General features: G+C 58.5%; 11 protein-coding genes. 7 read left to right on the top strand and 4 right to left on the bottom strand.

The annotated features are described in order from the left end of the window. From HMPREF2919_RS09345 to HMPREF2919_RS01640, 3 genes are all read left to right on the top strand, one after another. Positions 1-271 (top strand): peptidase inhibitor family I36 protein (locus HMPREF2919_RS09345; protein WP_141754831.1); only part of this gene is annotated, 271 nt, incomplete at its 5' end. Positions 272-338: 67 nt separating this feature from the next. Then, positions 339-1154: a hypothetical protein gene (locus tag HMPREF2919_RS01645; protein ID WP_049342002.1), complete on the top strand. Its 816-nt coding sequence runs from the start codon at positions 339-341 to the stop codon at positions 1152-1154. An 87-nt stretch (positions 1155-1241) separates the two neighbouring features. Further along, a complete protein-coding gene (locus HMPREF2919_RS01640; protein WP_049338604.1) occupies positions 1242-2054 on the top strand; it encodes a hypothetical protein in 813 nt (270 codons plus the stop codon). A 231-nt stretch (positions 2055-2285) separates the two neighbouring features. On the opposite strand, the gene HMPREF2919_RS01635 is transcribed toward HMPREF2919_RS01640, so the two are convergent. From HMPREF2919_RS01635 to HMPREF2919_RS01625, 3 genes are all read right to left on the bottom strand, one after another. After that, positions 2286-3338, bottom strand: coding sequence for an ornithine cyclodeaminase (locus tag HMPREF2919_RS01635; RefSeq protein WP_005504242.1), 1053 nt, complete (start codon positions 3336-3338; stop codon positions 2286-2288). A gap of 287 nt (positions 3339-3625) precedes the next feature. After that, positions 3626-5221 (bottom strand): amino acid permease, encoded by a 1596-nt coding sequence (locus tag HMPREF2919_RS01630; protein WP_049338603.1) that lies wholly within the window; start codon positions 5219-5221, stop codon positions 3626-3628. Positions 5222-5527: 306 nt separating this feature from the next. Then, a complete protein-coding gene (locus tag HMPREF2919_RS01625) occupies positions 5528-5914 on the bottom strand; it encodes a hypothetical protein (protein WP_012902700.1) in 387 nt (128 codons plus the stop codon). Between the two features lie 263 nt (positions 5915-6177). Here HMPREF2919_RS01625 and fbaA point away from each other — a divergent pair, with 263 nt between their 5' ends. After that, positions 6178-7203 (top strand): class II fructose-bisphosphate aldolase, encoded by a 1026-nt coding sequence (gene fbaA, locus HMPREF2919_RS01620; RefSeq protein ID WP_012902702.1) that lies wholly within the window; start codon positions 6178-6180, stop codon positions 7201-7203. A 195-nt stretch (positions 7204-7398) separates the two neighbouring features. On the opposite strand, the gene HMPREF2919_RS01615 is transcribed toward fbaA, so the two are convergent. Then, positions 7399-7986 carry an arsenic metallochaperone ArsD family protein gene (locus HMPREF2919_RS01615; RefSeq protein ID WP_070665925.1) on the bottom strand — a complete coding sequence of 196 codons (588 nt, stop codon included), beginning with the start codon at positions 7984-7986 and terminating at the stop codon, positions 7399-7401. Positions 7987-8323: 337 nt separating this feature from the next. Here HMPREF2919_RS01615 and HMPREF2919_RS01610 point away from each other — a divergent pair, with 337 nt between their 5' ends. The 3 genes from HMPREF2919_RS01610 to HMPREF2919_RS01600 all read left to right on the top strand — a co-directional run bounded on the left by HMPREF2919_RS01610 (position 8324) and on the right by HMPREF2919_RS01600 (position 12822). Next, complete coding sequence (locus HMPREF2919_RS01610) at positions 8324-8836, top strand: PTS sugar transporter subunit IIA (RefSeq protein WP_005504251.1); 513 nt, start codon at positions 8324-8326, stop codon at positions 8834-8836. Between the two features lie 392 nt (positions 8837-9228). Continuing rightward, the gene (locus HMPREF2919_RS01605) at positions 9229-10833 is read left to right on the top strand and encodes a glycerophosphodiester phosphodiesterase (RefSeq protein ID WP_070665922.1); all 1605 of its coding nucleotides are present in this window, start codon (positions 9229-9231) and stop codon (positions 10831-10833) included. 351 nt (positions 10834-11184) lie between these two features. Beyond that, complete coding sequence (locus tag HMPREF2919_RS01600) at positions 11185-12822, top strand: NAD-dependent succinate-semialdehyde dehydrogenase (protein WP_070665919.1); 1638 nt, start codon at positions 11185-11187, stop codon at positions 12820-12822. Positions 12823-12961: the final 139 nt, after the last annotated feature.

Here is a 12961-nt window from a genome sequence, read left to right as displayed (position 1 = left end):
TGTTACTTTCTATTCGGATGCCAATTTCCTTGGGCCCCGTATGGAAACTGAGGGGACGACCCATTTGGATTGGATGAGTGACCGTGCATCTTCATTGCATTCTGGTGGGTGTCGGTGGCACTATTACGAAGACATTAATCACAGGGGTCGAAATTTTGAATCTTCTTCCGACCTCAACTATCTTCGCGGTCTAAGCCATGCGGGTCTCCATTGGGGCGAGACTTGGGATGATCGTATTAGTTCTGTTTACAAGGTAAACTGCCGCTGGTAATTGTGATGGAGGAGCCCAATGTTTGTGGGCTCCTCCTGACTTTCTTGATTGAAAGGAGTTGGTAACAATGAAGAAATCTTCTGCCCTACTCGCCTGCTTTGCTTTAGCTTTAAGTTCCTGTGCCGCTGCGCCTAAGGATACTAGCCTCAAAGCCCAGCTGGATTTTGAAAATAACTATATTACTCTTCCCCTCGACGAATACGATATGAGTGACCAGGCCGAAGATATAACATATAGGGCGTATTTGTTGATTCTTAAAGAGTGCTATGCGAAAAAAGGATACGATTTTGAAATTCTAGAAAACGGCTTGGTTTCTGGCAACGCCTCCCAGTACGGCTCCTGGAACGTGAAGCATGCGGCGAATCATTTTACGTCCATCCAAGTCAGAGATGAGCAGGAAAGGATTTATAAGAGCATCCCTGAAGACGTCAGGGCCAGCTGCCGCGAAGAGCATCGGGAAGAACTGGATATGCTCTATTTTGATGAGGATGATGAGAAAAAGTACCGCCCCGTCGAGCGTATCCGTAGTGAAGCGTACATGCGTGCGCAGGCTGACCCTGAATGGAAGAAAGCCCGCTCAGATTGGTGGGACTGTCAGCGTCAGGAAGGGTTGACGCCTCGCACCGGGGACGGTGAATGGACGAGCAAAGAAACGGCCAGTCTGAATGCTGATGATCCCAAAGTGTTGGAGGAGGTTATCCGCCTGGCAACCATTGAAGCTCAATGTAGCGAGAAGGTGAGGTTGGCCCAGCGTCTGGGTGATCTTGAGGCGTCTTATCAGGGGCCTTTGATTGAGAAGAATCAGGCGCTGCTGAATGAATTGAAGGCTGAACGTGATGCGAAGATAGCGAAGGCGCGCGAAATTATTGCCACCCACCAGTAGATATCAGCAACAAGCAGATAGCATCCCTTGGGATAATTGGGGTAACTCCGTTTGAATGCTACAACGAGGTATGGAGGAGGAAAGCCTATGCGTAAGGCTCTCTCTGCGGTAACAGTATTCTGCCTGCTGGGGGCGTGCGTATCCTGCTCCAACAGTGCCGAGCGGGACACCTCACGAAAAGCTGTTCTCGATTATTCAAAGAACTACATACACCTTCCACTGGACGAGTATGCCTTCGATGAACTAACAATCCGTACGGTGAGCACGGCGTGGCACACGCTCATGTCCGAATGCTACGCGCACCACGGGCAGTCCTACGCTGTGCCCTCAATAGACACCCCGCAACCCGGGGGGCTATACGGCAACTGGAACGTCGAGTACGCCAAAAAGTACGGGTACTCCCAGAAGGAATCCCGAGGCCCAGACGATTCAGCATCAGACGACATCAACGCCCGGTGCCAAGAAGAGGTGAAAACCGCATTCTCTGACGTCGAACTGGACGAAAAAGAATACCGGTTTGTAGGAGAGCTAAACTCACAGGCATACACCTACGCCTCCCAAACCGATGAGTGGAAAAATATTCGCTCAGAATGGTGGACCTGCCTGCGTGAACGCAGACTAACCCCCAGGGAAGGAGAGAGCGACTGGATGTCCGAAGAAAGCGCACATCTCATGACCTCCTCCCAAGGCAACGAAGAAGCTAAGCCGGAGGAAATCCGCCTCGCAACCATCGAAGCGGAATGTAACCAGAAGGTGGGTATGGCTCAGCGTCTGGGTGATATTGAAGCGTCCTATCAGGGGCCTTTGATTGAGAAGAACCAGGCGAAGCTCAACCAGCTGAAAGAGGAGAAAGAAAAGCGTGTAGCGAAGGCGCGTGAAATCATCGCCACCCACCAGTAGCCACACCCGCTGAAGGGTAGAACGGGTGAACCAGCCGCAGAATGCTCACAAGTTGCCCATAAGAAAATCCGCGCACAAGAATCCGTGCATACGAAAATTTCATAAGAAGGAGCCGGGGAGTGTCACCACTCCCCGGCCCTCACTTTATTCACTCTCAACCTCGCAGCCTCCGCTGGCGCACCTTACAGGCCCACCAGCTCAAGGCTACTCAGCGTCAGGTTACTTAGCCCTTTAGCCCACCGGAACGTTAACGTTCACCAGCGAGTACAGATCCTTCGGATCATCCGGGCTAGCAACCAGGTCAATGAACTGCTGCAGGTCGGTGTCCTGCGTAGCCGCACGGGCATAACGCAGACCCGAGAAGTCAGCAATCGCGAAGCCCACCGAATCAAACAGGGTAATCTGCTCATCCGACACGCGGCCCGGCTCCTCACCGGTCAGAACCTTCCAGAACTCCACCACGGGGAAGTCCGGGTCCTTCTGCTGAATCTCGCCCTCAATGCGGGTCTGCGGCGGGAACTCAACAAACACGGTGGAGCGGTCCAGAATTTCGCTTTCCAGCTCAGTCTTGCCGGGGCAGTCGCCACCAATAGCGTTCAGGTGCACGCCGGGCTTCACCTGGCGGTCCAGCAGAACCTTCGCCTGCTGCTTATCGGCGGTGCAGGTGGTAATAATGTCGGCACCCTCAACAGCCTCGTCCACGTCCTTAGCCAGGTGGATGCGGAAGCCCAGCGGCTCCAGGTTACGGCGGAACTTCTCCATCGCGTGCGGGTCAACGTCGTAGACGGACAGGTCCTCAATGCCGAGCACCGCGCGCATACCCAGCGCCTGGAACTCAGACTGCGAGCCGGTACCGATCATCGCCATCTTCTTCGAATCCTTGCGTGCCAGGTGCTTAGCAACCATGGCGGACACACCGGCGGTACGTAGCGCGGTCAGCAGGGTCATCTCAGCCAGGAACACGGGGTAGCCGTTATCCACGTCAGCGAGCAGACCGAACGCAGTCACGGTCTGGAAGCCGCGTGCCGGGTTCGACGGGTGGCCGTTCACGTACTTGAAGGAGTAGGTGATGTTGTCGGAGGTGGGCATCAGCTCAATCACACCGAAGGGGGTGTGGGAGGCGACGCGCGGGATCTTGTCGAAGCTCTGCCACTTCTTGAAGTCTTCTTCGAGGAAGTCGACCATGCCGGCAATGATGTTGCCTACGCCGTCCTTCTGAATCCACTTCGCCATCGAGGCGACGTCAACAAATTCCACCGCGTGTGCGCTAGGACGTTCAGTCATGATTTTCTCCTTTGAATATCTGCACAAAACTTCTTTGTGCATCTGGTGGTCACTGCGGATATCTATTATCTCAAAATATATTGCAGGACACACCGTATTAGAAATGCTGTAAATATGTACTTTGCTTTATGTATTACACGGATGTAATACGGAGCGAACACGGAAGACGTGCAGGGAGGGGGCCCCAGAGCTCCTGGAACCTACAGGCTTGGGTTTAGGACTAGGGTCTAGAACCCCCTCATTCGCCTTCGCCGGGATATTACCGGGATTACAGGCAACCGGTCGGGTTAGCTACCCTTCGGGTTGTCCTCGTCCTCAAGGTCACCCAGGTCAATGTGGGTACGAGGCTCCGAAACGAGCTTCTTCACCACGGGGCGGGCAGCAATCACGGGCACGGAACCGGTGTAGCCTTCACGGACGCGAGCAATCTCGTTGACGCGGTCACGAACCGTGTACCAGCCGATAATCAGCAGCGGGATAACCAGCAACAGCGATGCCAGGGTGTAGGTGCCGACCGGGTAATCCAGTGCCATCAGCACCAGCACAACAGCCAGGAAGACCATCACAGCCCAGTCGCTGAAACGACCGCCGGGTGCACGGTAGTTGGGGCGCTTGTACTTGCCCTCGCCGACCAGCTTCAGGTACTTCTGGTGCGACATTGCGATAGCCGCCCAGCTAGCCATGGTGCCCACCGAGGCGATGTTCAGCACGACCTCGAACGCCTGCTCGGGAACGAAGAAGTTCAGCACAACACCGAAGAGGCCAATCACACCGGTCAGCAGAATACCTGCCACCGGAACGCCGGAGCGGGACACCTTAGTGGTGAACTTCGGTGCCGAACCTGCAACACCCATCGAGTGGAGGATACGACCGGTGGAGTACAGGCCAGCGTTCAGCGAGGAAGCAGCCGCGGTAATAACGACCAGCTGCATAATCGGTGCGGTGCCTTGAATACCGATAGCGTCGAAGAAGGTCACGAACGGCGACTCTGCGTCCTTGTATGCGGTGTAGGGCATGAGCAGGCAGAGCAGAACCACGGAGCCAACGTAGAAGATCGCGATACGCCAGATCACGGTGTTGATAGCGCGAGGGATAACCTTCTCAACGTTCTTGGTTTCACCACTGGTGGTGCCGACCAGCTCAATACCGGCGTAGGCGAACACAACGCCCTGAACCACGATAAGAGCGGGAAGAATGCCGTTGGGGAAGAAGCCGTCATTGGCTGCAATAAGGCTCAGGCCGGGGGTGACGCCGTTGATGGGCTCACCGAAGACCAGGTACCAGATACCTACCGCCATGAAGGACAGCAGGGCAAGAATCTTAATGAGTGCGAACCAGAATTCCAGCTCACCGAAGAGCTTCACGGAGATGAGGTTTAGAGCCACGGTGATGATAACGACGATGAATGCGCTAAGCCACTGGGGAATGTCTGCGAAGAACTGGTTGTATCGACCGAACCAGCTGATGTAGATGGCGATAGCGGTGGCGTCTGCAACGGCGGTCATTGCCCAGTTCAGCCAGTACAGCCATCCGGATACGAATGCGGCCTTTTCGCCGTAGAATTCGCGGGTGTAGGAGACGAAGGAGCCCGAGGAGGGGCGGTGAAGGATCAGCTCGCCGAGGGCTCGAAGGATCAGGTAGCCGAAGAAGCCGATGACGGCGTAGATGACGGCGAGCATGGGGCCTGCGTCCTGCAGGCGGCTACCGGTGCCCAGGAACAGGCCGGTACCAATAGCGGAACCGATGGCAATCATCTGGAGCTGACGTGCGCCAAGCCCCTTGTGGAAGCCTTCCTGTTCGTGTGCGAACGGGTCGTCTGTGGGGGGCTTAGTGTATTGATCCGCTGCAGAAGTCTGCGGGTTCTTGTTCGGTGAGGTGCTCACGCTATGCCTCCTTGGATAGTTACGTCTGAAGCACGTGCTACACGAAATGTGGTTGGGAACACGTCTGCGGGTTGTAACGACTATAGCACGGTAATTTAGGTAAATATAACTCATATCACGTAATAATTTATATACATATAATGCATATCTTATGAATATATTTGGTTCATGTTGTATTGTGTGGTTTTCATTGTTTTGTGAAATAGATTAATTGAACCCTGAGTCCAAAAAATCAATTACCCCACCACCGCACAGCACAAGAGCACCCACAATGGGGTGCTCTCACAACCTATTCAAAACGGGGACTTAGCCCTCCATCAGCCGGTCAATCTTCGCCCGCAACGCGCGCTCACGACGATTCAACCACCACCAGCTCGGCCAACGCATCAACGACTTACGGCCCACCTGCACGACCGAGGGGAGCTTCGCCTCCGCAAGCGCCACATCAATCTCGTGGTCACTCGCACCCTCATCACGCATTTTCTCCATCAACTCAAGGGATTTCGCCATATCGCCATGCCCCAAAACATGCCGACTCTTACGCTCCAGAATCTCATCCAACTGGGCGCGCACCGGGGCAATAGCCGCCGCATTCGGATGCTCACGCTCAGCACGACGCTGCGCCTGGCGGGCACGCTTCTCACGTTTCGCGTCGAGCTGTTTTGGATTATTTTTAGCGCTCGCCTTGCTCATGGGAGGTTCCTTTCGTCGCGTCCGGGTGATGTGTACGCTGGCCTGCACGCACAGAAGACATTTAGTCATTAACACCTCTACTTTACCGCGGTATTTGGCAGAACTTTTATTACAGTAAACCCAAAAAACCCCACAAAAAATTAACGATAAATAAGTCGTATCTTGGTAAAATAGTGCGAGTAGGAGGCGTCTCGCGCGCCAACAAAATATGGTGAACCGGCCCAGCATCGGTAACCGGTCGCATCTATCCAAGGAGTCAGCATATGGCTATTGCAACCCCCGAAGTTTACGCAGAAATGCTGCAGACCGCGAAGGAAAAGGGCTTCGCGTACCCCGCAGTGAACGTGACCTCCTCCCAGACCCTGAACGCTGCAATCCGCGGCTTCGCAGAGGCTGGCTCGGACGGCATCATCCAGGCATCCACCGGTGGCGCAGCATACTGGTCCGGCGCTTCCAAGAAGGACATGGTCGTTGGCTCCCTGGCCTTCGCAGCATACGCACGCGAAGTTGCTAAGCAGTACGACGTGAACATTGCACTGCACACCGACCACTGCCCCAAGGACAAGCTGGAAGGCTTCGTCCTGCCCCTGCTGGCAGAGTCCGAGAAGGCTGTTGCTCGCGGTGAAGACCCCATCTTCAACTCCCACATGTGGGACGGCTCCGCAATCGACCTGGACGAGAACCTGAAGATTGCTGCTGAGCTGATCGAGCGTACCTCCAAGGCAAAGCTCGTTCTCGAGGTTGAGATTGGTGCCGTTGGTGGCGAGGAAGACGGCGTTGAAGGCGCTATCGACGACTCCCTGTACACCACCGTTGCAGACGCAATCAAGACCGTTGAGGCAATCGGCCTGGGCGAGAAGGGCACCTACATGGCTGCTCTGACCTTCGGTAACGTTCACGGCGTGTACAAGCCCGGTAACGTTCACCTGCGCCCCGAGCTGCTCAAGGAAATCCAGACCGAGGTCGGCGCTAAGTACGGCAAGGGCGACAAGCCCTTCTACCTGGTCTTCCACGGTGGCTCCGGCTCCACCGAGCAGGAGATTGCAGACGCAGTGTCCTACGGTGTTATCAAGATGAACATCGACACCGACACCCAGTACGCATTCACCCGCCCCGTTGCTGGCCACATGTTCAGCAACTACGACGGTGTGCTGAAGGTTGACGGCGAGGTCGGCAACAAGAAGACCTACGACCCCCGCGTTTGGGGTGCAGCTGCAGAGGCAGGCATGGCCGCACGCGTGGTCGAGGCTTGCCAGCAGCTCGGTTCCGTCGGTACCTCCATCAAGTAAGGTGCTGTTCGCCCGCCGCAGCTCCCGTAGGTGCTGCCGGGTGTGAACCTAAGCTTCGTTAAGCGAGAGCGGTGCCCGCTTCCTCGGTACGAGGAGGCGGGCACCGCTCTTTGCTTATGTAGTTTAGAACCGGGTAGCTATACCCGGGTGACTATACCCCGGCGAGCCAGGCGCTCATTGCTGGCAGGGGCGGGTTTACTTGCCGCCGCAGCCGCAACCGCCGCATCCGCAGCCGCCGGACTTCACAGCCACCGAACCGGAGGTGGGGATACCGTCGCCGGTGTCGCCACCCATGAGGTTCACGCGGTTACCAATCTCGGGGCCGCCGACCGGCTGAGGTGCCTTACCCGCCAGGGTCGCCGCGAAACCGGCGGGCTCCGCCAGGGGGCTCAGGTTCGGGATCATCGACGCCGCCGGGGAGCCGGAGGGACCGCACGCAGCCGCTGCCGCATTAGCCTTCGGCTGGGCAACCAGGTGGGCGCGCGCAAAACGCTTAATCTGCTCGGCAGTCGGGTACGCGAAGGACACCTTCACCTCACCGTTAACCAGCATGAGCGGCAGAACCTCGCGGCCGTTCATCTCAATCTGCTCGGCGACCGGTGCGCACTCTTCAAACGCGGAAGGGTAGGAGTCGGTGGAGTACACCTCAATGTCCACGCCCGAATCCAGTGCCTCCTGCGCGGCACCCAGGAAGATGGAACGCTCCATATCCTGCGGATCCTCCGGGTTCTCGCCGGGGCCCGGAATAAATACTTCAAGAACGGTCTCAGCCGCTTCAGTCATCAGTTTCAGCCTTTTCTCTCTTATGGGCACCGGCTCGGGGGAGGGTGCCACTCCTTCACTAAGTGTACTCGGGACCTCAAGAGTGCAGAAGTGTGAGTTGAAGTTCCAGATTTGCGGAATATTTGCAGAATTCGAGTCGAATGCCCCTCAGCTCGTGAGCTACGGGTTCAGGTGTTGTATTCTGAGTGCATATGCACCGGAGTGTGTGAACCCTGCAATTCAGGCAGACGCCGCCCGGTGTGAAACCAAGAAGGCAACGACGCCCGCATCCGACGCGGACGCATCAGCGCTACAAATACACGCTATTCATAGCGCAACACGACCAGAAGGAGCATACATGTTCGGTTTCGGCAAGAAGAAGAAGGAAGCTGCCGCACAGGAAGCATCGTCCGCAGACGTCTACGTCGCACCTGCTACCGGCGAGTACCTGCCGCTGAGCGAAGTCTCCGACCCCGTTTTCTCTCAGGGCGTTATGGGCGACGGCTACGCAGTGAACCCCACCGCAGGCACCATCGTCGCACCCGTTGCAGGCACCATTGCACTGATTCAGGACACCCTGCACGCATTCATGCTCCGCACCGAAAACGGCGGTGAGGTACTGGTCCACATCGGTATCGACACCGTTGAGCTCGGCGGCGACGGCTTCACCAAGCTCGCTAACGTAGGTGACAAGGTTGAGGCAGGCGCACCCATTATCGAGGTCGACTGGGCAGCTATCGAGGGTCGCATCCCCTCCAAGGAAACCATGGTGATGATCACCAACACCGCAAAGTTCAACATCTCCAAGGACTCTGAGGCACGCCGCCCCGTCGCAGCCGGTGACCGCGTCGCTCAGGCATCCAAGAAGTAAGCTGAACCAGCGAAAATAGCTCAGCTTCAACAGCGGTGAAAAACCTGCGAAAAATGTTTTAACGCAAAAGGTCGCGTCCTGTAGGCTCAATCGGGCTGTAGGCGCGGCCTTTTTCGTTACACGAGAAATTTTTTAACGCCGCATGAAATGCCGCTATTAAAAGCGGCGGAAAAGGAGGAACACATTCACCCGCATTACACAGCGGGTAAGAATGAGGCGCACATAATACCCTATTTTCCTGTAAACGCAGTGAATCACCGATAAAAAATCGTTATCCTACATAGAGTTGTAGTTTGAGTTGAGAGAATCCGGACCCTCAGCTATAAACCAAAACTTCAATGACCAACCACACACATTACGCTCAACTCATAAACGAAAAAAGGACCACTACGGTGACTGCATTCCCGAAGACCTCTAAGAATCTGAGCCGCCGCGGCTTCATTGGCGCCTCCACTCTGGCGCCCGCCGCCCTCATGCTCCAGGCAGGCGAAGCCCACGCCGCAGCCAACACCCGCGCACAGCTCGCGGCAGTACACAGCGGCTCCCCCGCACATCAGCTGCTCTACAAGACCGATGAATTCTTCATCGCCCACCGCGGCGCCGGCAACATCAGCCCCGAGCACACCGCCTACGCGTACGCAGAATCTGTACGCCGAGGCGCCCTCGCCGTCGAAATTTCCGTACGCACCACCAGCGACGGCCAGTTCGTCTGCATGCACGACACCAACATCAAGCGCACCACCGGCGCATCCATGGACGTGCGCGGCCACACCCTCGCCGAACTGCGCCGGTACAAGGTCAACATGCGCAAAAACCTGGGCGAAAAGACCGACCTGTACAACATCCCCACCCTCGAAGAGGCCATCGCCGCGGTTGACGCCGTACCCGCAGGCGGCGAATATGCCTCCGTCGGCGGCAAGAAGGTCGTACTGTTCCTCGAAGCGAAGGACGGCCCCGCACAGGCAGGCCTCGTCAAGTTCATCACCGAACGCGGCCTGCAGCGCCGCACCGTCATCAAGATGTACCGTGACGGCAGCGGCGGCTTCAAGCCCACCTCCCGCTACCTGAAGCTTGCCAACTCCGCAGGCTGTGCCACCTGGTGCTACTTCGACGGCGGCGACCCCATCGATAAGATTTCCGCAATGGCACGCCACGAAAACGTGGACGCCATCGGCGTACCCTACTACGAGAAGCCGACCGGCGCTTCCCAGGGCTCCATGAGCGAAGAGAACGTACGCGCCCTCACCGGCCTCGGCAAGGCAGTCATCGTCTGGGAAATCCACCGCCGCTCCGCCTACGAAAAGTACAAGGCACTGGGCGTGAAGGGCTTCATGTGCCCCGACCCCTACTGGGTAATCGGTGACCCCTTCGACTCCAGCGTCAAGATCAAGACCGGCAAGCGTCCCCACGGCATGCTGCCCGCCGACCCCTCCGTCGCAGCGGACATGCCCGACCTGACCGGCGTAGCCATCGTGCACAACCAGCGCTACGACGAATCCGTACTGCTCGGCCCGCTGGCGAACTACACCACCCGCGAAAAGTACACCCTCGACTTCTCCATGAAGTGGACCGGTGCACTGCCGCAGCAGGACGGCCACTACGGCTACGTCGCTTTCGGTCGCGAACACGACGGCCCCTTCGGCATCGGCAAGAAGTTCGCCGCAAACCAGGAAGACGGCACCTACGTGCTCGCCATCCGCCCCAACTACCGCGGCAACTCCGTAGCGCAGATTCTCTGCTTCGAACCCAAGCAGACCAGCCCGCGCGTGCTGCACACCATGAAGCTGCGCCAGAAGGTCACCACCGGCCAGGCACTGAACTGCAAGATTGTGGTGAACAAGAACAGCTTCTACTACACGGTCAACGGCCAATACTCCAGCCCCATCAACCACAGCGCCTACCGCGGCCCGTACGTACACTTCGGCCGCTTCCACGGCACCAACGATGGCGGTCCTCTGGAGCTGACTCGAATCGAGGCACGTCAGTCCTGGATTTGAGAGGACCGGTGGGCCTAGTCCACCTAGGGGCCCGCCTCACCGCCGCTCAGCGGTGAGATTACGGGTACCGGGCAGAGCGGATGCAACACCGAGCATCCCTTCCGGGCAACGCCTTCCATAATCCCCAGCTAGGACTCGCGCGCTGAGCAACGCACCGAGCGAGAATCCACCCCGAAGGGGGTCGCATCTGTAATGGATGCGGCCCCCTTCGGCGTGCCTGCGGTCTATTCAGGGCGGGGGGCGTGTAGGCGCGCGGTGACGGGTGGGCGCGCGGGGTAGGGGAGCGTGCAGGACTAGAATTAAAAGCGTCAGAGTCGACCGCACCGGCCGCCCCAACCCGAAAGGCACGCCATGACCACCTCACCCGAAAACCCCGCCGCGAAATCCGCCCAGCTGCGAGGCCGCACCGAACCGCACATGCAAAGCATCAACATGCCGCAGCTTGAACCCATCGACCCCTACGAGCGGCCCTCCTACCCCTTCTTCTACGTGCCCACCGACCTGCTCATCGGCGGCAGCTGGGTCACCGGCGACAACGGCTCCTTCCCCGTGCACAACCCCTCCTGCGGCCAAATCCTCGCGCACGTCGCCGACGCCAGCGTCGAACAGGGCATCGAAGCACTCGACGCCGCCTGCGACGCCCGCACCTCATGGGCGGCAACCAGCGTCCGCGAACGCGCCGACATCCTCAACCGCGCCTACACGCTCATGACGCAGCGCACCGAAGTCATCGCCCGGCTCATGACCCTCGAAATGGGCAAGCCCCTCGACCAGTCCCGCGGCGAAGTCGCCTACGCCGCGAACTACCTGCGCTGGTACGCCGAAGAAGCCGCCCGCAACTTCGGCCGCACCGCCGTCGCCCCCGAATCCGGGCTGCAGATTACCACCGTACGCCGCCCCGTCGGCCCCTGCCTGCTGATTACCCCCTGGAATTTCCCGCTCGCCATGGCGGCACGCAAGGTCGCCCCGGCGCTCGCGGCGGGCTGCACCGCGGTGCTCAAGCCCGCCTCCCTGACTCCGCTCAGCTCCCTATACTTCGCGTCCCTGATGCGTGAAGCGGGACTGCCGGACGGCGTGCTGAACGTGGTGACCACCTCCCGTACCGGCGAGGTTGTCTCCGCGCTGATGGCTGATGAGCGTCTGCGGAAGGTCTCGTTCACCGGCTCCACCGCCGTGGGCCGCACCCTGCTCGCGCAGGCCTCGCAGAACGTTCTGCGCACCTCCATGGAGCTGGGCGGCAACGCCCCGTTCATCGTCTTTGAGGATGCGGACATCCCCGCCGCCGTGGAGGGCGCCTACGCGGCGAAGATGAGGAACATGGGCGAGGCGTGCACCGCCGCCAACCGTTTTATCGTGCACGAGGACGTTGCCGAAGAGTTCACCCGCGCCTTCGTGGAGCGTATGGAGGCGACCGTCGTGGGTGACGGCACCGTCGAGGGAACCGACTGCGGACCGCTAATTCAACCTTCAGCGGTTGAATCCATGCTTTTTATGGTGGAAGACGCCCTGGGTAAGGGTGCGCTCCTCGCCTGCGGCGGGTACATTCCTGAGCTTGAGGAGAACGTTCCGAGCGACACCGGCGGCATGCCCAAGAACCTGAACAAGGGCAATTTTATTCGCCCCACCGTGGTGACCGGCGTGACCGATTCGATGCGCGTGTGGCGTGAAGAAATCTTCGGTCCCGTCGCCCCGATCGCCACGTTCAGCGGCTACGGCGAGGAGGGCGAACGCACCGCCCTGAGGCTCGCCAACGACACCGAGTACGGTCTGGCGGCGTACGTGTACACGAGCAACCATCCGCGCTTTACGCGCATGGCGGCGGGCCTGGAGTTCGGTCTGATCGGGTACAACTCGGGTGTTATCTCGAACGCGGCGGCACCCTTCGGTGGCGTGAAGCAGTCCGGCATGGGCCGCGAGGGCGGCCCCGAGGGTCTGGAGGAGTACACCGAGCTGCAGTACATCGGCGCGCCGAACCCGTTCGCCGGATAAGGCTGAATACAGCGAAGCCCCGGCGGGTACCCGAGAAGTGAACTGCGCCCCGAAACTTGGACGCATTAAATACTAGCCGTTATGCGGCCTCCTGCAGGGCCTGAACCCGGTACTCTACCGGGGTCAGGCCCTTAAGCTT

Source organism: Rothia sp. HMSC068E02, from assembly GCF_001813565.1.
Classification (GTDB): domain Bacteria; phylum Actinomycetota; class Actinomycetes; order Actinomycetales; family Micrococcaceae; genus Rothia.
This window is presented reverse-complemented; position numbering and strand designations above follow the sequence as displayed.